The 19,290-nt window shown below is 73.3% G+C and carries 16 protein-coding genes; 11 read left to right on the top strand and 5 right to left on the bottom strand.

Going from position 1 to position 19,290, the window contains the following annotated elements; all coding sequences use genetic code 11:
* Positions 1 to 26 precede the first annotated feature (26 nt).
* The 6 genes from EES43_RS02085 to EES43_RS02060 all read left to right on the top strand — a co-directional run bounded on the left by EES43_RS02085 (position 27) and on the right by EES43_RS02060 (position 6,062).
* On the top strand, positions 27 to 632 hold the full coding sequence (locus EES43_RS02085; RefSeq protein ID WP_124267060.1) for a hypothetical protein: 606 nt from the start codon (positions 27 to 29) through the stop codon (positions 630 to 632).
* A complete protein-coding gene (locus EES43_RS02080) occupies positions 629 to 1,777 on the top strand; it encodes a peptidoglycan-binding protein (protein WP_124267059.1) in 1,149 nt (382 codons plus the stop codon). The genes EES43_RS02085 and EES43_RS02080 overlap by 4 nt, the downstream gene beginning before the upstream one ends.
* Positions 1,774 to 2,541 carry an ABC transporter ATP-binding protein gene (locus EES43_RS02075; RefSeq protein WP_206429980.1) on the top strand — a complete coding sequence of 256 codons (768 nt, stop codon included), beginning with the start codon at positions 1,774 to 1,776 and terminating at the stop codon, positions 2,539 to 2,541. The genes EES43_RS02080 and EES43_RS02075 overlap by 4 nt, the downstream gene beginning before the upstream one ends.
* Positions 2,538 to 3,740, top strand: coding sequence for an ABC transporter permease (locus tag EES43_RS02070; RefSeq protein WP_124267058.1), 1,203 nt, complete (start codon positions 2,538 to 2,540; stop codon positions 3,738 to 3,740). Before EES43_RS02075 ends, EES43_RS02070 begins: the two co-directional genes overlap by 4 nt.
* Positions 3,741 to 3,861: 121 nt before the next feature.
* On the top strand, positions 3,862 to 4,527 hold the full coding sequence (locus EES43_RS02065; RefSeq protein WP_124267057.1) for a response regulator transcription factor: 666 nt from the start codon (positions 3,862 to 3,864) through the stop codon (positions 4,525 to 4,527).
* Positions 4,524 to 6,062, top strand: a complete 1,539-nt coding sequence (locus EES43_RS02060; RefSeq protein ID WP_124267056.1) for an ATP-binding protein — start codon at positions 4,524 to 4,526, stop codon at positions 6,060 to 6,062. The genes EES43_RS02065 and EES43_RS02060 overlap by 4 nt, the downstream gene beginning before the upstream one ends.
* A 135-nt stretch (positions 6,063 to 6,197) precedes the next feature.
* On the opposite strand, the gene EES43_RS02055 is transcribed toward EES43_RS02060, so the two are convergent.
* On the bottom strand, positions 6,198 to 9,857 hold the full coding sequence (locus EES43_RS02055; RefSeq protein WP_124267055.1) for a glycoside hydrolase family 2 TIM barrel-domain containing protein: 3,660 nt from the start codon (positions 9,855 to 9,857) through the stop codon (positions 6,198 to 6,200).
* A gap of 123 nt (positions 9,858 to 9,980) precedes the next feature.
* Positions 9,981 to 11,492 (bottom strand): glycoside hydrolase, encoded by a 1,512-nt coding sequence (locus EES43_RS02050; RefSeq protein WP_124267054.1) that lies wholly within the window; start codon positions 11,490 to 11,492, stop codon positions 9,981 to 9,983.
* 423 nt (positions 11,493 to 11,915) lie between these two features.
* Between EES43_RS02050 and EES43_RS02045 the strand changes: the two genes are divergently transcribed.
* Entirely contained in the window at positions 11,916 to 12,353 is a 438-nt protein-coding gene (locus tag EES43_RS02045; protein WP_124267053.1) for a VOC family protein, read from the top strand.
* Between the two features lie 97 nt (positions 12,354 to 12,450).
* Here the strand turns inward: EES43_RS02045 and EES43_RS02040 are convergent, their stop codons facing one another.
* On the bottom strand, positions 12,451 to 13,197 hold the full coding sequence (locus EES43_RS02040; RefSeq protein ID WP_124271746.1) for a DUF1838 family protein: 747 nt from the start codon (positions 13,195 to 13,197) through the stop codon (positions 12,451 to 12,453).
* Positions 13,198 to 13,457: 260 nt separating this feature from the next.
* Here EES43_RS02040 and EES43_RS02035 point away from each other — a divergent pair, with 260 nt between their 5' ends.
* From EES43_RS02035 to EES43_RS02025, 3 genes are all read left to right on the top strand, one after another.
* The gene (locus EES43_RS02035) at positions 13,458 to 14,231 is read left to right on the top strand and encodes a type 1 glutamine amidotransferase domain-containing protein (protein WP_124267052.1); all 774 of its coding nucleotides are present in this window, start codon (positions 13,458 to 13,460) and stop codon (positions 14,229 to 14,231) included.
* A 107-nt stretch (positions 14,232 to 14,338) separates the two neighbouring features.
* Positions 14,339 to 14,911 carry a TetR/AcrR family transcriptional regulator gene (locus tag EES43_RS02030; protein WP_124267051.1) on the top strand — a complete coding sequence of 191 codons (573 nt, stop codon included), beginning with the start codon at positions 14,339 to 14,341 and terminating at the stop codon, positions 14,909 to 14,911.
* Positions 14,912 to 14,992: 81 nt separating this feature from the next.
* Positions 14,993 to 16,177 carry a GDSL-type esterase/lipase family protein gene (locus tag EES43_RS02025; protein WP_124267050.1) on the top strand — a complete coding sequence of 395 codons (1,185 nt, stop codon included), beginning with the start codon at positions 14,993 to 14,995 and terminating at the stop codon, positions 16,175 to 16,177.
* 6 nt (positions 16,178 to 16,183) lie between these two features.
* Here EES43_RS02025 and EES43_RS02020 read toward each other — a convergent pair whose 3' ends face one another.
* Positions 16,184 to 17,506, bottom strand: a complete 1,323-nt coding sequence (locus tag EES43_RS02020; RefSeq protein ID WP_124267049.1) for an aspartate aminotransferase family protein — start codon at positions 17,504 to 17,506, stop codon at positions 16,184 to 16,186.
* A gap of 234 nt (positions 17,507 to 17,740) precedes the next feature.
* Here EES43_RS02020 and EES43_RS02015 point away from each other — a divergent pair, with 234 nt between their 5' ends.
* On the top strand, positions 17,741 to 18,694 hold the full coding sequence (locus EES43_RS02015; protein ID WP_124267048.1) for a LysR family transcriptional regulator: 954 nt from the start codon (positions 17,741 to 17,743) through the stop codon (positions 18,692 to 18,694).
* A gap of 73 nt (positions 18,695 to 18,767) precedes the next feature.
* Here the strand turns inward: EES43_RS02015 and EES43_RS02010 are convergent, their stop codons facing one another.
* Entirely contained in the window at positions 18,768 to 19,241 is a 474-nt protein-coding gene (locus EES43_RS02010) for a DUF5709 domain-containing protein (RefSeq protein ID WP_124267047.1), read from the bottom strand.
* Between the last annotated feature and the right edge of the window lie 49 nt (positions 19,242 to 19,290).

The following is a 19,290-nucleotide window of genomic DNA, read 5'->3' as shown; positions in this document are numbered from 1 at the left end:
CGCGGAGCCCTGTACGGGAGGCACTCATGAATTCGTCTGTCCACGTCTGGCGCCGGGGCCTTGCCGCCACCGCCGCCGTACTGCTCCTGGGGACGGGAGCGGTCGCCTGCGGCGGTGACGACAAGCCCGCCGCGAAGGAGTCCACGTCGGTGGACACCGGTGCCGGTGCCGGTGCCGGTGACGACGGGTCGCGGGACACCGGCGCCAGCGGCGGCGGGTCCGAGGACACCGGCACCGGCGGCGGATCGGCCGACGGCGAGGGCGTCGCGTACGCGGCGTGCATGCGCGCGAACGGCGTCGACGTTCCCGACCCGGCCGCGGGTGAGAGCCCCCGGCTGCCGAAGGACGTCGCACAGGCCCTGCTGGACAAGGCCGAGAAGGAGTGCGGGGACACGCCGGGCTCGCGAATGGCCGGCAGTGGAGGTCTCTCGGGCGACCCGCGGCTGGAGGCCCTGTCGCTCGCCAACCAGAAGTGCCTGCGGGAGAACGGCTACGAGATGCCGGAGTCGAAGGGCGAGATGCAGCCGTCCCGGCCGGGCGAGAACCCCGTACTCGACCGGGCGCAGAAGGCGTGCAAGGCGGCCGGCGACGCGCTCTCCGACTACCTCGACCAGAAGCTGGGGACGAAGTGACGCAGGACGAACCGGAGACGGTCGTCTCACCGCGGGTCTCCGCCGACGAGGCGGACGAAGCACCCCCGGAGCCCACGCCCCGCAAACGCCGCATCGGTTGGCGCCGGGCCGCCCTCGTCGCCGTCGCCGCCGGCGCCGTACTCGCCACGGCCCTCGCCGCCACGGTGTACGTGGGCGGCACCGAGCCCCCGGAGCCGGCCGCGCGCGAGAAGCTGCCGCCCGGCACCGAGCGGGTCACCCGGGGCGACCTGGTGACCGAGGTGTTCGCCACCGGGGCGATGAAGTACTCCGGCGCGCGGACGGTCAAGAACCACCTGGACGGCATCGTCACCTGGGCGCCCGGCGCGAACTCCGTCGTCAGCCAGGGCAAGCGGCTCTACGCCGTCGACAACGCACCGGTCCTCCTGCTGCGCGGATCGCTCCCCGCCTGGCGGGAGTTCAAACTGGGCATGTCCGACGGCGAGGACGTCCGGCAGCTGGAGCGGAACCTGGCGGAACTCGGCTACACCGGCTTCACCGCGGACGACGAGTTCTCCGAGAAGACCCGGGCCGCCGTCAAGCGCTGGCAGAAGAACAACGGCCTGGCGGCGAACGGCAGGATCGAACTGGGCCGGGTCGTGTTCGCCTCCGGCTCCCTGCGCGTCGCCCGCGCCGACGTGCGCGTCGGCGACCCGGTCGCCGCCGCCCAGGACGTCCTGCGGGTCACCGGCTTCCGGCACAACGTGTCGGCGCGGGTCCCCGCGGAGGACCAGGAACTCGCCGTCGAGGGCGCGAAGGTGGAGATCGAGTTCCCGGACGGCGAGCGCATCGGCGGGGCCGTCACCTCCGTCGCCGCCGAGAAGGCCACGCAGGACGCCAAGAAGGTCGTGCCGATCACCGTGCGGCCGGACGCCTCGCCGAAGCTCGACGCGCTCCAGAGCGCCGAGGTCGTCGTCGTGCTCAAGCGCACGGAGGCGAGGGACGTGCTCTCCGTTCCCGTCACCGCGCTCCTCCCGGCGCGGGGCGGCGGATACGCGGTGCAACTGGTCGAGAACGGCAAGGCCTACGGGGTCCGGGTGAAGACCGGGGCGTTCGCCGACGGACGGGCGGAAGTCACCGGTGCGGGCCTCGGCGAAGGCGCGTTCGTGGGGGTGCCCACACTGTGACCGGTCACCTCGACGACGACGCCGGGCGGACCGGATCCGGGCCCGCCGAGCCCGTCGTGAGCCTCACCGGCGTCGGCCGCTCGTACGGGCGGGGAGCGCAACGCGTCCACGCGCTGGCCGACGTGACGACGGCCATCGGGCCGGGCGAGCTCGTCGCCGTCGTCGGCCCCTCCGGCTCCGGCAAGTCCACCCTGCTCCATCTCATCGGCACCCTCGACCGGCCCACCACCGGTGAGGTCGTGGTGGACGGGCTGCGGGTGGACCGGCTCGACGACCGGAAGCTGTCCGGCCTGCGCGCCCACCGCATCGGTTTCGTCTTCCAGCAGTTCCACCTCTCCGGCGGCACCCGCGCCGTGGACAACGTCGCCGACGGCCTGCTGTACACCGGCCTCTCCCGGCGCGTACGACGCGAGAGGGCCACCGAGGCCCTGCACCGGGTCGGCCTCGGCCACCGCCTGGGCCACCGGCCGCACGAGCTGTCCGGCGGCGAGCGGCAGCGGGTGGCCATCGCCCGCGCGGTCGTCGGCGATCCCGCGCTGCTGCTCGCCGACGAGCCCACCGGGGCCCTGGACACCCGCTCCGGCGCCATGGTCGTGCGGCTCCTGCGCGAGCTGCACGAATCCGGCACCACCGTCGTGGTCATCACCCACGACACCGAACTGGCCGCGAGCCTGCCGCGCCGCCTGGTCATGCGCGACGGACGGCTCGTCCAGGACACCGGAGGCCCCTCGACCGCACCGCCACCGGTGCTGGAGCACACATGAACCGCGACGCCACGAAGAGTTCGCGCCTGCGGGCCGGAGACCTGCTGCGGCTCGGCGCGGGCGGACTGCGCACCCGGCCGCTGCGCGCCGTCCTGTCCGCCGCCGGCATCGCTATCGGCATCGCCGCGATGATCTCCGTACTCGGCATCTCCGCCTCCAGCCAGGCCGGCCTCAACGCCGAACTGGACAAACTGGGCACCAACCTGCTGACCGTCGAGCCGGGGACCGACCCGGATACCGGCGAGCCCGCCCCCCTGCCCGTGAGCACGGTGCAGACCATCGCCCGCGTCGAGGGCGTGGACACCGTGAGCGGCACGGGGAAGCTGGAACGCGTGAGCGCCTACCGCAACGCCCGCGTCGACCCGGCCGAGTCCAACGCGCTGACCGTCTTCGCCACCGACGACCGGCTGCTCGGGACCCTGGAGGCGAGGATCGCCCTGGGGACCTGGCTGGACCGTGCTCCCGAGCGCTACCCCACCACCGTCCTCGGCCGTCGCGCGGCGGACCGGCTGGGCATCACGGACGTGGGCGAGGAGGTCTGGATCGGCGACCGCTACTTCACCGTCCTCGGCGTCCTCGACGCCGTGCCGCTCGCCCCCGAGATCGACACCGCCGTACTCGTCAACGGCGACGCGGCGAAGCGGTACCTGGGGCACGACGGCCGCCCCACCAAGGTCTACGAGCGCTCCGCGGACGCGCTCGTCGAGACGGTCCGGGCCATGCTGCCCCGCGCCGCCAACCCGGAGAAGCCGCAGTACGTCGCCGTGAGCCGGCCCTCGGACGCCCTGAAGGCCCGGCAGGCCGCCGACGCGTCGTTCACCGGGCTGCTGGTCGGCCTGGGCTCGGTGGCCCTGCTCGTCGGCGGGATCGGTGTGGCCAACACCATGGTCATCGCGGTCATGGAACGGCGTGGCGAGATCGGTCTGCGGCGTGCGCTGGGCGCGGCCCGGCGGCACATCTCCCGGCAGTTCCTCATGGAGGCCCTGCTGCTGTCCTGCCTCGGCGGCCTGGCCGGAGCGGGCCTGGGGGCGGCCGTGAGCGCCGGTTATGCTCTGAGCCGGGGCTGGCCCGTCGCGGTGCCCCTCACCGCCCTGTGCGCGGGCGTCGCCGCGACGGTCGTGATCGGCGCGATCGCCGGACTGTATCCGGCCCTGCGCGCCGCCCGCACCCCTCCGACGGTGGCCCTCGCCGCACCGTAGCCGGTGCCCCGTCCGCCGCCTCACGCTCTCCCGGGCGGGATCGGGCGGACCGGGGCGCCGCAGTCCACCACGCCGTACCCCGGATCCGCGTCCACCGCGCCGGGGCAGGGAGGAGAAGCGCGTGCGCGTGCTGATTGTCGAAGACGAGCCGTTCATGGCGCGGGCCCTGGTGAACGGCCTCCGCCGGGAGGCCATCGCGGCCGACCACGCCCCCGACGGGCACAGCGCCCTGGAGCAGGTCGCCTGCCACGACTACGACGTGGTGGTCCTCGACCGCGACCTGCCGGGCGTCCACGGCGACGACGTGTGCCGGCGCATCACCGAGCGGCACAGCTCGATGCGGGTGCTGATGCTCACCGCCGCGGCCTCGCTCGACGACCGCGTCGACGGACTGCGGCTCGGCGCGGACGACTACCTGCCCAAACCGTTCGACTTCCCGGAACTCGTCGCCCGGCTGCACGCCCTGCACCGCAGGTCGGGGAGCCCGCCGCCACCCGTCCTGGAGTGGGCCGGAGTACGGCTGGACCCCTTCCGCCGCGAGGCGTACCGCGAGGACCGGTACCTGCGGCTGACCCGCAAGGAGTTCGCCGTCCTGCACGTCCTGATGACGGCGCAGGGCGGCGTGGTCAGCGCCGAGACGCTGCTGGAGAAGGCGTGGGACCAGCACACCGACCCCTTCACCCAGGCCGTGCGCGTGACCGTCTCCACCCTGCGCCGCAAACTCGGCGAGCCCGCCCTCCTGCACACCCGTACCGGGGCCGGCTACTACCTGGGACCGAGACCGTGAGCGCCGCCGAACGCCGCACCCGGCTGACCCTCCGCGGCCGGCTCACCTTCACCTACGCGGCCCTGTTCGGGGCGTCGGGCGCCGCTATGGCCGTACTCCTGTACCTCTTCATGAGCTACGGCCCGAGCTACGCCCCCACCCTGACCCGGGTCGGCATACCGACGCCGTCCAGCAGCACACCGGCGGGCGAGGAACCGGGCAGGGCACCGACGGAGGGCGCCGCGCCCTCGCGGGACGGCGGCGCGGCCCCGGACGGCGGCGACAGTCCCGGAAGCCCGGAACAGGGCGTCGCCCCGGCCGCGAGCGGCGTGTCCCCCGAGGCCGGCCGCCCGACCCCGCCCTCGGACGGCGGGGAGGTGCTGGCGAAGCGCCCCACGCCGAGCGGCGAACTCATCCCGAGCGGGGAACTCACCCCGAGCGCCGGACCCACGACGGAGCCGGACACCAGCGACAGCGGGTCCGGCCAGGGCCTGCTGTCGCTGGAGGTGTCGGACAAGGCCGACTTCCTCCAGGCGCTCCTGGTCTTCAGCGCCGTCGTCTTCCTGCTGCTGCTGGTGGCGTCCGTGATCGTCGGCTGGTTCGTCGCCGGCCGGATGCTGGCCCCGCTCCAGAAGATCACCGCCACCGCCCGCGGCATCGCCGACTCCACGCTGCACGAGCGCATCGCCCTCGCCGGGCCGAAGGACGAGATCAGGGAGCTGGCCGACACGTTCAACGCCATGCTCCGCCGCCTGGAGCGGGCCTTCGAGGCGCAGCGCCGGTTCGCGGCGAACGCCTCGCACGAACTGCGCACCCCGCTGGCGAGCATGCGGACCATCCTCCAGGTGGCGCTCGCCTCGCCCGACCCGGAGGAACTGCGGGCCGCCGGATCCGAACTGCTCGTCCTCAACAAGCGCTCCACCGACACCACCCAGGCCCTGCTGGCCCTGGCCCGCGCCGATCACGGAGCGATCACCCAGGAGCCGGTCGACCTCGGGCGGCTCGCCCGGGAGCTGTGCGTCCAGAGGCAGCCGCAGGCGCGCGCCGCCGGAGTGGAGCTGACCGGGGCGGCGGACGCGGACGGAGCCGGGCCGACCGGGGCGGCGGACGCGGCCTGGGTGCGGGGGGACCCGGTGCTGCTGCGTCAGCTCGTCGGCAATCTCGTCGACAACGCGCTCCGGCACAACCACCGGGGCGGCACGGCGCGTGTCGCCGTGTGCCGCCGTGACGACGGCGGGGTGTCCCTCTCCGTACGCAACTCCGGCCCGCGACTCGACCAGGAGTCGGTCGACCGCGCCTTCGAGCCCTTCCACCGCCTGGAGGTGCGGAGGGAGGGCGCGGTGGACGGGCGGCCGTCCGGGTACGGACTCGGGCTCGCCATCGTCCAGTCCATCGTCCGCGCCCACGACGGCTCGCTGACGGCCGCGCCGCTCGCTCCCGACGGGCTGGAGGTGTCGGTGGACCTGCCCGGCACGTGTCCGTCCGCCGACCGGGCCGCGGAGCCGCCGGGCCGGGCGGCCGGTGCGCCGGCGGGTCCGGGATGCGCTCACAGGTGACGCGCGGTCGTTCCTGGGACCGGCTGCCTGCCGGAGGCGGGAGCCCTCGCCGGCCTGCGGCCCCACGACGACGGCCGCCGCCTCCCCGTGCGGGGGGAGACCGCGGCCGTCGCCGTGCACGTGCGGGGTGCGCGGTCAGCCGGCCGCGGCGGTGGTGATCGCGCCGGACCAGGCGGGTGAAGCGCCGTGCGGTCCGACGGCCTTGACGCTGACCGGGGTGGAGGCGCCGGGCTTCAGGTGGTCGATCCGGAGGAGGTCGACGCCCGAGCGGGGCACGGTGAACGGCTTGCCGTCGCCCACCGTGACCTCGTAGCGGACGGTTCCGGGTGCGGGATCGACGGCGACGCCGCCCGAGGTGACGCCGCCGATGGTCCCGCGCACACGGAGCGCGGGCGGGGCCCCGGCGGCCGGCACGGTGGCCTCCACCTTCTCGCTCCACGCGGTGGCGGCCGTGAGGTCGGCCTTCAGCCGCCGGACGCGCACCGCGTACGTCGCGCCCGGGGCGAGCCCCTCGATCCGCGTGCCCGGCCGGGCGGTGGTGGTGTAGGTCTTCTCGGTCCCGGAGGCATCGGTGTGGGAGACCTGGTAGCGGGAACCGCTCTCGCCGTCGGTGTATCCGAGGACCAGTCCGTTCTCGACGGGGGTGACCTTCACGATGTTCGGGGCGGCGGGGAGGGTGCCGGTCGGGGTGAGGGTGGTGGTCGCCGGTGTGCTGCCGCCCGCGCCGTTGACCGCCGTCACGGCGATCTTGTACGCGGTGCCGTTGGCCAGTCCGGTGAGGTCGGCGAAGGGTTCGGCGGTGCTCCCGGGCTTCGCCGTGACGACGGTGCCGTCGGGGGCGGTGGCCGTGACGGTGTGCTTCAGGCCGTCGACCGCGTTGGCGAACCGTACGCGCACGGACCCGGAGGCGGTGGCGGTGGCGGTGATCTTCGACGGGGCGGGAGCCCTGAGGTCGAGGGTCGTGGCCTCCTCCTGGAAGCCCTGCGGGGAGAGCAGGGAGACGCGGACCGAGGCGGCGGAGGCGCTGTGCTTCCAGGACATCGGCGCCTTCACCGCCCCGCCGCCCGGGTCGGTCCTGGGCAGGTCGACGACGGACCCGCCGACGACCGCGCCGCTGGTGTCGGTGACCCGGACGGCGAGCCGGTAGCCCTTCAGCGTCCAGGACGGGCCGTCGGTGGCGAGCGGACCGCGCGGGACCACGGTGGCGGTGGCCCGGTCGGTGCCGTTCGCCTCGGCCGGCGCGGAGATGTCCAGCGAGGCGATCGGCGCGTTGGCCGACCGCATCGCCCCGTAGGACGCCTTGGGCCGGTCCCAGGCGTCCACGACACCGTAACCGCGCAGCTTGTTGGGGCTCGACGTGTCGGCGATGGTGCTGCGGTAGTCGCCGTAGGTCCACTGGGACCAGCCGAAGACGTAGTCCTTGTCGGCGAACGCGCCCACCTTCGTGTCCGACCCGGTCCTGAAGTCGGTGCTCTCGGCGGCCCTGTCCCACGGCTTTCCGGCGGCGGGGGCGTCGCTGCTGAACTCGGAGACGAAGATCGGCTTGTCCGGGTAGAGGCGATGGGTGTTCTCCACCGCGTCGTCGTAGGAGTCCCGGTACCGGTTGATGGCGGCGAAGTCCATGTAGTACTGGCCGTCCGACTCCGGTTTCGTCTCCGGCGTCGAGTCGTCGATGAAGAAGTTGACCATCGTGACGAGGCGGGTGGGGTCGATGTTCTTCGAGAAGGCCGCCATCCGCTCGGCGTAGGCGACGCCCTCGGGGGTGTTCGACTGGATCTCGTTGGCGACGGACCAGGCGAAGATGCTGGGGTGGTTGAAGTCCCGCTCGACCATTTCGGCCATCTGCTGCTTGTAGAGGGGCAGTTCCTCCTGGAGCTTGGAGTACTCACCCCACACCGGTGTCTCGGCGATGAGCAGCATGCCGATGCGGTCGGCGTAGTCGAGCAGGCCGGGAGCCTGGGCGTAGTGGCCGATCCGCATGATGTTCATGCCGGCCGACTTCATCATGTCCAGGTCCTTGCGGACCTCGGCCAGGGGCTCGGTGTTCCCGTTCACCGGGTCGTCGGAGACGCGGTTGGCTCCGGCCGCCTTGAGCTTCGTGCCGTTGAGGAGCATGTCGGCGCCGCTGACCTTGACGGAGCGGATGCCGAAGGTGTCGCTGATCCCGTCGATGACGGCGCCCGGCGCGGAGGCCGCGGCCAGGGAGACGCCGAGGCGGTAGAGCCGCGGATCGTCGAGCTGCCAGAGCGAGTAGGCGTCCCGGCCCAGGTCGGCCCGCAGGGTGACGGGGACGGTTCTGCCCGCGGGGACGGTGGCGGTTCCGGTGAGGCCGGTGCCGTCGGGGACGTCCGCGCCGGTGGACGCCGAGGTGATGGCGCCCCGCACGGTGACCTGCCGGTCGGTGCCGCCGTCGTTGCGCACGAACACCCGGGAGGCGACCGAGGCGGAACCGGCGGTGAGGTCGGGCGTCGCGGTGATCTCCTGCCGGGTGATGGACAGCGGCTCGGTGGTGGTGAGGGTGACGTCGCGGGACAGGCCGCCCCAGTTCCACCAGCCGCCTATCTTCTTGTTGTTGTTGGCCTTGACGGCGATGGTGTTGGTACCGCTCGTCCTGATGGCGGAGGTGACGTCGAGCTGGAAGGGGGTGTAGCCGCCCCGGTGCGTGTCGCTCCCGGTCCAGGTGAGGTCGCTCCCGTCCTGGCCCTCCGGTGACCTGTCCGTGAGCGAGGGGCTCAGGACCAGGGCGCCGTTGACCCACACCTTGCAGGACCAGTAGCAGGCGCCGATGTCGAGCCGGTAGCGGGAATCCGCGCCGCCGGGGTGGGCGACGGTGAAGGTGCGGCGGTACCAGCCGTCGCCCGTGTACGTGGAGTACCTGTCCCGGGTGTCCCAGTTGCCGGGCACCGGCAGGGTGTCCCAGCTGTCGGTGCTGGTGGCCGGGTCCTGGTACTTGTCGGTCTCGCCCCGGTCCGTCGTGGTGAAGCGCCAGGAGCCGTTCAGGCTCTGTGCCGGGTCGCCCTGGGTCACCTGGTGGCCGGGGGCGTCCTGGTCGGGGGCCTTCCAGGTGCAGCCGCCCGCCGTCGCGGGGTGGCCGGCCGGAGTGTCGGTGAGCGTACGGACGTCGACGGCGCCGATCGACACCTTGCTGCGGAAGGAGCCGAGAGCGAAGGTGCCTCCGGCGGCGGGCGAGGCCGTGCTCGCCGTGAGGCGTCCGCCCAGGTGGAGCGCGGTGACTCCGCCCGCGCGGACGACGCGCACGTCCAGCCAGTCGCCGAGGGTGACGGGTGACTGGCCCGAGCACGCGGCCGGCGCGGAGAGCGGCCTGCCGACCCGGACGCCGGCCCGGCCGTCCGGCTGGACGCCGGTGATCTGGAACCCCAGGTCCTTGGTGACCGGGTTGTCGGCGTCCTGCATGTCCAGGGCGAGGGACACGGTGCCCTCCGACCCGATCGTCTCGATCCGTACCCGGGTGGTGAGTTCGTAGGATCCGGGCAGGGTGAGCGCGGCGGCCGGCCGCAGGTAGCTTCCGGCCGCGCCGGCCGAGGTGTCGACGGACGCCGAGCCGTCCCGCGCGGTCCAGGCGGGGCCCCCGGCCGGGGACCCGGTCCTGGTCCACTCGGCCAGGCCGGCGGAGAAGTCGTCACTGAACAGGGTGTCCGCGGCGGCGCTCGAAGCGGCGGGCGCGGTGGACGTCGCCGCCGGGGCGGCGAGCGCCGGCGGCGAAGCGAAACCGACGACCAGCGCCAGCAGCGCGGCACAGGCGCCGGCGGCTGGGCGTCTCAGCGGGGAATACATGACGGGTGCCTCCTGACAGAAGCGATGGGGGAGGGACGCGGGGCCGAACCGCGCCCCGCGTGTGGGCCGGGTGGCCGGTGAGCGGCGGCGGGCCCGGCGGCGGGACGGCGCAGGCGGCCACGCTCAGACGGCGACGCCCTGGACTTCGAGCGTCTGCACGCACTTCGCGTTGATGGGGATGGTCACCTTCTTCTCGCGCACGGTCGCCTCGCGGCGTACGTAGGCCTCGCCGACGCCCGTGTTCCAGCGGGGCACCGCGCCGTTCGCGCCGCCGGCCGCGGTGGTGAAGCGGGAGAGGTCGAACGTCATGTCCGTCCGGGGACCGTTGTTCGCGACGACGATGACGAGCCGGCCCGTCTCCTCGTCCAGGGCCGCGGCGGCGTGCGGAACGCCGGTGTGCAGCATCGTCATCCCGGGGCGGATGTGCCGGCTGAACTGCGCCATGACGTGGTATTTGGGGTTCACGGTGTCGGACAGGGTCACGCCCTTGGAGGGGTCCGCCGGGTCGTTGACGGTGTACTGGATCATGGCCCATTCGCGGTGCGTGTCCAGCGGCTGCCAGTAGGCCCAGCCCGTCGGATGCAGGGCGTGGAGATCGTTCAGCAGGAACTGGGCCATCGTGAAGCCGTCCGCCGCGGCCGTCCCCGTCTCCGAGTTCCACAGCCCCTTGCCCGCGTCGGCGACCACCAGTCGGTGGAGCTCGGCGCGGTCGCCTCCCGCGCCCTGGTAGCCGTGCACGTTCACCCGGTCGACCAGGGCCCTGGCCTCGCTGCCGAGCGCCTGCCACGTACTGATGGCGGTGTCGACGGTCGCCTCGTCGGAGGCGGAGATCTTCGTCGTCGTCAGACCGCGCGAGTCCAACTCCTCGCGGAGCAGCGGGAGTACCCCCTCCTGCACCTGCGGAGTCATGAAGCAGCCCTCCTGGGCCCCGGCGAATCCGGTCCACCAGTTCCCGGAGCTGGGCTCGTTGAAGGGCTCCACCGAGGCGAAGTCCACACCCCAGTTCTCCCGGGCGTGGAGCGCCACCGCGGCCATGCCGGACGCGTGGCTCCGGTAGTGGGCGGGGCCGAGGTTGTTCTTCTTCGACGCTGTGGCGCCCGAAGGGTTGAGACTGTCGGTCATCCACCACATGGGCGAGTTGGCGAACAGCTCGCTGCGCGCGCCGCGTTGGGTCGCCCTGAGCAGCATGGCCCGCTGGGCCGGGTCGGCGTTCCAGTCCCAGACCGGCGAACCCGTGTCTCCGGGGTCCAGCCAGTAGCCGCCGATCTGCTTGTGCCACGGGATGCGGCCGGGGTCCATCCGGACCGTGCGGCCGTCCGCCAGCCGTACGGTGTTCCAGCCGCAGGCCCCGAGGTTGTAGCGGGCCAGGGTGAGGCCGAGGCCGGGGAGCGTCTTCCCCCTGTACGTCACGGACTTGTCGGTGAAGAAGAGGTCGGCGAACAGGTCCGCGTGGACGGGGTCGCCTCCGAACACCTTCGCCCACCAGGCGAGCGATGTACCCCAGCCTTCCCATGTGCCGTAGCTCTTCGACGGATCGACCACGATCGTCGAATCGGCCCGTGCCGTCCCGGCCGTGAACGCGCCGCTGAGCAGCGCCGCTCCTGTCGCGGCGAGGAGCGTCCGGCGTCCGATCATCAAATCCCTCCACTCGACTGGTGGCCTGTCCCGCACGGGCCGGCGGGTGCTCCGGCTGTGGCACGGCGCTGGTGGGCGCTGTGGAGCCCGGGGTGGCGGCACCGGTCGGGAGGGGGGAACGTCGCGCGGCTCGGAGTCGAGGCACGTGGTTCTCCGCAGGCAACGGTCAACTCTGTTGCCGCAAAGAATTATCATGCATCTCGGTCATCTGACCCCGCCGTGAAATAGATTTCCGAATCGATCAATCCCGCGATCACGCACCCGGCCCGCAGGGGCCCGCACGGGCCTGTGCCTCGCGGGTTCCGGCCGTGGCCGACGTACTCGACGCGGTGCTCACGAGCGGTGAGCGATGTCGGGGCGGCGGCGCCACCGGCGAGAGGCGCCTCGGCGGCGATGCGCGGACCGGCCCCTACCATCGGGCGCATGGCGATCCAACGGCTGGACCACGTAGGGGTCGTCGTCGACGACCTGACAGCCGCGACGGCGTTCTTCGTCGCGCTGGGACTGGAACTCGAAGGCGAGGGGCAGGTGGAGGGGCGCTGGGTGGACCGCGTCCTGGGGCTCGAAGGCGTCAGGGCGCAGATCGCGGTCGTCCGGACCCCCGACGGCCGCGGGCGGATCGAACTCTCGAAGGTCCACACCCCCGCAGCCCCGCAGGGCGACCGGAACGCCCCGGCGAACGCGCCGGGCATCCGCCACATCGCGTTCGAGGTGGACGACCTCGACGCGATGGTCGCCGCCCTGCGCGAAAGCGGTGCCGAGTTCGTCGGCGAGGTGCGGCAGTACGCGGACGCCTACCGCCTCTGCTACGTCCGAGGCCCGGAGGGCATCATCGTCGAACTGGCGGAGGACATCCGCTGAGGCCGGTCGGCCGGAGCGGTGGCCCGGCCTCTCACCCGGGGCGGGGCTCGACGGTCCGCCCCGGCGGGCCGGCACGTACCGCTGCCCGGCGGACCGGCTACACCGGCGGGTCGAGCCTGCGGAAGTACGTCCAACTGGTCTCGTTCGGCTCGCTCCACGTCTCCGGGGCACGGGCGAACTCCGGGTGCCGGTCGGCGACATAGGCGCGCGTGCGCTCGGGGACCTCGGCGTACGAGCCGAGCTTGCGGCCCCGGCAGTGGAAGGCGAGGCCGCCGGGACGCTGTCCGCGGGCCATCCACGGCAGCCACGGGGACATCCGGCTCCACGACATGGTGGCCGGGACGCTCGGCGCGTGGCCGGCCAGGTCGGCGCGGTCGGCGAAGAACTGGAAGAGCTCCAGGGCCCGGTAGGTGTCGCCGGCCGAGTGCAGGGGGTACTGCGCCACCGGCAGCGGCGAGGGATAGGACAGCGGGATCTCCAGACTGAAGCAGACCTGACCGCCGAGGTCGGTGGTGGGAACGGGGAAGGGCCGCCACTTCTGGTTGGCCGGATCGTTCCAGACGTGCACCACCGGCAGGTCCTGCCAGGTCTCCAGGATCTCGCGGGTGACCGGGTCCAGGTAGAAGGCGGCTTCCCGGGTCAGCAGCCGATACCCGTCCGGACCCTGCCCGGGGTCCTCGACCAGCCGCGCGGCATTGAGCCCTTCGAAGCCGAAGACACGCTGGTAGGGCTCGTCGGGCGCCCAGGAGTACACGTCCCCCGACCACCAGTACGTGACCTGCTCGCCGTCGAGCGAGGCGCGGGTGCGGGCGAAGGCGCGGAGCAGTTCCGCGGGTGTCGTCATACGGTCCATGCGGTCCACTCTGCGCGATCGCGGCCCCGGCCGGGCGGAGAACGCCGGGTACGGGCCGGTTCCGGCGCGTCGGCGGCCGTCAGCACGCGTCCGTCGTCGATGGACAGGGCGTCCGGAATGATCACCGAGCCTTCGCATTCCTGAAGGGGAGAGGCGCCGCGCGCGTTCGGCTCGTACACTCCGGGAGCCGGTGTTACGCGTCAGTAACCCGCGTGTGGCCGGCGTGAGGACACCACTGCGAGGAGGCCGCGATGATCCTTTTCCTTCTGCCCGAGTGCGACTACGACCCCACGGAAGTGGCGATCCCCTGGGCGGCGCTCGCCTCCGCCGGGCGCGAGGTGCGTTTCGCGACGCCGCACGGGCGCATCGCCCTGGCCGACGAGCGGCTCACCGACACCGGATTCTCCTGGCTCTCCCCGTGGCTGATGACCCGTTCCCAGGATCTGGCCGCCTACCGCCGTCTCACCGACGATCCCTGGTTCCGTTCGCCGTTCTCGTACGAGGAGGTGGACGGGTCCGCCGTCACCGGACTGTTCATAGCCGGCGGTCACGCCCCGGGCATGCGGACGATGCTGGACAGCGTCACGGCCCAGGGCCTGGTCGCCGACGCGTTCGCCCGTGAGCTCCCGGTCGGCGCCGTATGCCACGGCGTCCTCCTCGCGGCCCGCGCGAAGGACCCCGGGACCGGGCGTTCCGTGCTGTACGGACGCCGGACCACCGCGCTCACGTCACTGCTGGAGCTGACGGCCTGGAACCTCACCCGCCTCAAGCTCGGCCGCTACTACCGGACGTATCCGACCACGGTCCAGCAGGAGGTGACCGCGGCCCTCGCCGACCCGCACCACTTCGAAGCCGGCCCGGTGCTGCCGGTCCGGGACACGGCCGCACGTCCGCTGCGCGGCTTCACCGTGCGGGACGGCAACTACGTCTCCGCCCGCTGGCCCGGCGACTGCCACCGCCTCGCCGCGGACTACCTGGCACTGGTGGAGGAGCGCGCACCGCGGTCCGCCCCGGAGAACACGTAGCGGCAACGCGGGCCTGATCATGGTCGGGATTTGCCTAATGACATTAGGCGGATGCAGACTGGCATCAGGCTGAGGTTGCCGTGGGGCGAGCATCGCGGAGGACGGACATGGCACAGCGCGCGGGGCTGAGCGCGGAGCGCGTCGTGCGCGCCGGGGCGGATCTCGCCGACGAGATCGGCTTCGAGCAGACGACGCCGGCCGCGCTGGCCCGCCGGCTCGGCGTCAGGACGGCCAGCCTCTACTCGCACGTGCGCGGCGTCCACGACCTCAAGACCGGAATCGCCCTGCTCGCCCTGGAGGAACTGGCCGACCGGGTCGGCGCCGCCATCGCGGGCCGGGCCGGCAAGGACGCGCTCACGGCCTTCGCGAACGCCTACCGGGACTACGCCCGCCGGCACCCCGGTCGATTCGTCGCCGCCCGCTATCCGCTCGACCCCGCGGCGGCGGCTGCCAGTGCCGGAGGCCGGCACGCGGCGATGACGCGGGCGATCCTGCGCGGCTACGACCTGGACGAGCCGGCGCAGACGCACGCGGTGCGGCTGCTGGGCAGCGTCTTCAGCGGGTTCGTCGGGCTGGAGTCCGCGGGCGGCTTCGACCACAGCGCCCCGGCCTCCGAGGAGAGCTGGACCGAGATCCTCGGCGCGCTGGACATCCTGCTGCGCACCTGGCCCGCTCCCTGACCCGGACTCCGCGACTTCCCGCACGCGCGTTCCCGTCCGCACGGCCCCCGGCGGCCCCTTCCCTGGAAAAGAGCGATCGACATGCCCACCGGACGCGACTGGTTCACCGTCCCCTTCACCGACGAGCTGGTGCGCGGCGCCCTCGATCTGGAGGCCACCGAGCGCGGTGTGCTGCCGCACCGGCTGCCTGGCTGGGCCCGGCGGCAGATCCCCGACGGCCAGCTGGCCATGGCCGAGTCCCAGCCCTCGGGCGTACGGCTCGCCTTCCGCTCGCGGGCCACCGCCGTCGAACTCGACGTCGTCGCGACCAAGCGGGTCTACCGGGGAGCGCCCCGACGTCCCGACGGCGTGTACGACCTGATCGTCGACGGGCGGCTCGCGGGTCGGGGGAGCGTCGCCGAAGGGGACACCGTCACCATCGACATGACGGCCGGTACCTCGGAAACCCGGCCCGGCCCGGTGCGGACGCTGCGCTTCGAGGAGCTGCCGGGCCACGACAAGGAGGTGGAGATCTGGCTGCCGCACGACGAGACGACCGAGCTGGTCGCCCTGCGGACGAACGCCCCCGCCCACCCGTCGCCGCGTACCGGCCGCAGGATCTGGCTGCACCACGGCAGCTCCATCAGCCACGGATCCAACGCCACCGCGCCGTCCGCCATCTGGCCGGCGCTCGCCGCCGCGCAGGGCGAGGTCGAGCTGGTCAACCTCGGATTCGGCGGCAGCGCCCTGCTGGACCCCTTTACCGCCCGCACCCTGCGCGACACCCCGGCCGACCTCATCAGCGTCAAGATCGGCATCAACATCGTCAACGCCGACGCGATGCGGCTGCGCGTGTTCGGGCCGGCCGTGCACGGCTTCCTCGACACCATCCGCGAGGGGCGTCCCACCACTCCGCTGCTGGTCGTCTCGCCGATCCACTGCCCCATCCACGAGGACACCCCGGGCCCCAGCGCTCCCGACCTCAGCGCGATGAGCGAAGGACGGCTGCGCTTCGCGGCGATGGGCGACCCCGCGGAGACCGCCGCCGGCAAGCTGACGCTCGGCGTCATCCGGGAGCAACTGGCCCGCATCGTCCGGGAGCGGGCCGCCGACGACCCGCACCTGCACTACCTCGACGGCCTCGACCTGTACGGCCGGGCCGACCACGCGGAGCTGCCCCTGCCGGACGACCTCCACCCGGACGCCGCCACGCACCGCCTCATCGGCGAACGGTTCGCGCGGGCGGCCTTCCGCCCGGACGGCCCGTTCGCCGCCGCGGCCGGCTGAACCCCGCTACCGCCGACCCACCTCCCGCGCGGCGTCGGTGAGCGCCCGGTCCAGGATGTCCACCCCGCGCGCGATCTCCTCGCCGCTCACCGTCAGCGGCGGAGCGATCCGGAAGACGCCCCCCATGCCCGGGAGTTGGACGATGTTCATATGGAGTCCCAGCTCGAAGCACCGCTGCGTCACGGCGGCGCCGAGCCGGTCGGAGCCGCCCTCGCCCAGCACGCGGTCACCGACCAGTTCCATGCCCAGCAGCAGTCCGCGTCCCCGCACGTCCCCGACGACGTCGTGGCGGGCGGCCAGCGAGCGGAGGCTGCCGAGCAGCGCCCCGCCGGTCTCCCGCGCCCGCTCGTCGAGGGCGTCCTCGGTCAGCACGTCGAGTACGGCGTTGCCGACGGCGGCCGGCAGCGGGTCGTTGACATGGGTGGTGAAGAACAGGAAGCCGCGGTCGTGGGCCCGCTGTTCGATCTCGGCGCTGGTCACCACGGCCGCCAGCGGCAGCCCCGCGCCGAGCGTCTTGGAGACCGTGAGGATGTCCGGGACGACGCCGTCGTGCTCGAAGGCGTACCAGTCGCCCGTCCGGCACAGCCCTGTCTGCGCCTCGTCGAGGATCAGCAGCATGCCCCTCTCCCGGCACTTCCCGGCGAGGGCGGCCAGGTAGCCGGGCGGCAGCTCGACGACGCCGCCCGAGCTGAGAATCGGTTCGACCAGGCAGGCGGCGAGGCTGCCGACCGACTGCGCGTCGATCAGGTCGAACCCCAGGTCGAGCTGGTGCCGCCAGTCCAGCGCCCCGTCCGCGCCGACGATGTCCGGGCGGAAGCGGTCCGGCACCGGCAGGGCGAAGTTGCCGGGCACGGCCGGTCCGTACCCCTTGCGCCCCGCGCTGTACGTGGCGTTGGCGGCGGCCTGCGTCATGCCGTGCCAGGACCGGGCGAACGAGACGATCTCATGGCGGCCGGTGACGAGTTTCGCCATGCGCACCGCCGCCTCGTTGGACTCGGCCCCGGTGGTGAGGAGCAGCACCTTGTCCAGCGGGCTCGGCAGCGTCGCGGCCAGCCGGTGCGAGAGTTCGACGACGGGGCGGCTCAGCATGCCGCTGTGCAGATGGTCCAGGACGCCGACCTGCCGCCGGACCGTCTCGACGATCCGCGGGTGCGCGTGTCCGAGGATCGCGCTCATCTGGCCGGACGTGAAGTCCAGCAGCTCACGGCCCGACTCGGTGAACAGCGACGTGCCCGCCGCCCGCGCGATGATCTCCGGTGAGAAGGCCGCACGACCGCTGTAGCGGATGAGGTGGCGCTCGGCGTCGTCGTGGGGTGCGTGTGTGTCCATGGACCGACGGTAGACGCGGGGCGGGTCGTCCGGGAACAGCTCGACCGTGACAGCCGTCGAGCGGCTCTCACCCGCCGCCGGAGCCCGTCGCACCCGGACCGCGCGGGTTCTCGGCGAAGGCCGCCTGCCCCAGGGCCCCGTCCCGTGGTATTGGTTCGACGTTCACGACGCCAGGGCGTCACCACCGCCGCGACCGGGCGACGGGATCGCGTCGCAGCCATGCCGGGAGGGAACGTGTTCGACACCGAGGCACTGCGTCTGCTGGTGACCGTGGCCGAGACCGGGTCGTTCACCAAGGCGGCCCTGAAGCTCAGTTACACGCAGTCCGCGGTTTCACGGCGTATCGCCTCGCTCGAACAGCACGCGGGCGGGCCCCTGTTCGACCGGCTTCCGCGCGGGGTGCGGCTGAACTCCGCCGGACGCGCGTTGCACCGCCACGCCGTGGACGTACTGGAGAGCCTGGCCGGAGCGGAACGCGAACTCGCCGCGCTGCACGCGGGCCGCGGCGGACTGCTGCGCGTCGGCGCGTTCGCCACCGCCAACATCTCCCTGGTGCCCACCGCGCTCCGCGCGCTGCGGCGGCTCAGGCCCGACGTCGAGGTCACCGCGGTGGAGGGCCGGAGCAGCGCTCTGGTGGCGCGTCTGCTGGAGGGCGAACTCGACCTGGCGGTCGTCAGCGACTACCCGTCCGGTCTGCCGCCGGCCGACGGTGTCACGATGGCGGCTCTGCTGCGGGACGAGTTGCTCGTCGCGCTCCACCGCGACCATCCGCTGGCCGGCTCCGGAACCGTCGACCTGAGGGACCTGCGCGACGAGGTCTGGCTCCAGAACGCCTCCGCGGACAGCCCCGGCATGCTGGCCGACGCGTGGGCCCGCGCGGGCTTCACACCGAGGAGGGTCATCAGGATCGCCGAGTGGGCGGGGAAGTTCGGCTACGCCGCAGCCGGACTGGGGGTCGCCCTGGTCCCCTCGCTGGCGATCCGGGCCGTGCCGGCCGGACTCGCGCTGTGCCGACTCGGCCGCCTCCCGCCGCAGCGGACCGTGCACACAGCCCTGCCCGCCGCCCCGGTGCCGGCGGCTCTGGTGCTGCGGGACCTCCTCCGGGAGGCCGCCGACCACGCCGCGCTGCCCGGCCCCGGCCCGGCCTCCGGAGGCTATGAGGGAGGGGGCGGCGGCTCGCACCCGTAGGCGCGGGGCCGGACGGCTTCCGCCCGCCGGGCCGGTGAGCCATCGGTGCGTCCGGCCGGTCGGTCCCCGTCCGTCACGCGCCGCGGGGCCTCTCGTCGTCCGGTTCGTCGACGACGTGCACGGCGGCCTCCTCGGCCGATGCCGCTCCGCCGTCGATGCCGACGTCCTCGGCGAAGCCGTCCGTGTGACGTCCGTCGGGGTCCTCCGCGGCGCTGAGCCGTCCGGCGCGCTCCTCGTCGCCGGTCCGCTCCCGCGGTTCGCCCTCGCCCTCGGCGAGGTCGCCGATGCCGTCGCCGCCGGGCGGTTCCACGTCCTCGACCTCCTGGGCGAGCCGCTGGTCCAGGGACTCGCCACGGCTCTCCTCCGCGCCCGTCGTGCCGAACTTGTCCACGGCCAGGGGGCGTTCGGGCGGCGAGTAGCCCTCTTCCAGCTGATCGTCCAGATCGCGTTCGCCGAGGGTGTTCTCCATGTCCAGCTCGTCGTTCGGCGCGTCCTGGCCGTCGTCCTGCGGCTGGTAGACGTCGTCGCCGCGTGCGTCTGCGGGCATGACCTGCTCCTCTGCTCTTCGGTCCGGCCGCCTGCCCGGGGGCCGGTCG

The organism is Streptomyces sp. ADI96-02 (assembly GCF_003846185.1).
GTDB lineage: Bacteria > Actinomycetota > Actinomycetes > Streptomycetales > Streptomycetaceae > Streptomyces.
This window is presented reverse-complemented; position numbering and strand designations above follow the sequence as displayed.

Bases quoted from the DNA above. Each gene is read 5' to 3' on its own strand.
- EES43_RS02020 (WP_124267049.1), bottom strand. From the start codon at position 17,506: ATGGACACACACGCACCCCACGACGACGCCGAGCGCCACCTCATCCGC.
- EES43_RS02070 (WP_124267058.1), top strand. From the start codon at position 2,538: ATGAACCGCGACGCCACGAAGAGTTCGCGCCTGCGGGCCGGAGACCTG.
- EES43_RS02040 (WP_124271746.1), bottom strand. From the start codon at position 13,197: ATGACGACACCCGCGGAACTGCTCCGCGCCTTCGCCCGCACCCGCGCC.
- EES43_RS02025 (WP_124267050.1), top strand. From the start codon at position 14,993: ATGCCCACCGGACGCGACTGGTTCACCGTCCCCTTCACCGACGAGCTG.
- EES43_RS02045 (WP_124267053.1), top strand. From the start codon at position 11,916: ATGGCGATCCAACGGCTGGACCACGTAGGGGTCGTCGTCGACGACCTG.
- EES43_RS02050 (WP_124267054.1), bottom strand. From the start codon at position 11,492: ATGATCGGACGCCGGACGCTCCTCGCCGCGACAGGAGCGGCGCTGCTC.
- EES43_RS02055 (WP_124267055.1), bottom strand. From the start codon at position 9,857: ATGTATTCCCCGCTGAGACGCCCAGCCGCCGGCGCCTGTGCCGCGCTG.
- EES43_RS02035 (WP_124267052.1), top strand. From the start codon at position 13,458: ATGATCCTTTTCCTTCTGCCCGAGTGCGACTACGACCCCACGGAAGTG.
- EES43_RS02030 (WP_124267051.1), top strand. From the start codon at position 14,339: ATGGCACAGCGCGCGGGGCTGAGCGCGGAGCGCGTCGTGCGCGCCGGG.
- EES43_RS02085 (WP_124267060.1), top strand. From the start codon at position 27: ATGAATTCGTCTGTCCACGTCTGGCGCCGGGGCCTTGCCGCCACCGCC.
- EES43_RS02010 (WP_124267047.1), bottom strand. From the start codon at position 19,241: ATGCCCGCAGACGCACGCGGCGACGACGTCTACCAGCCGCAGGACGAC.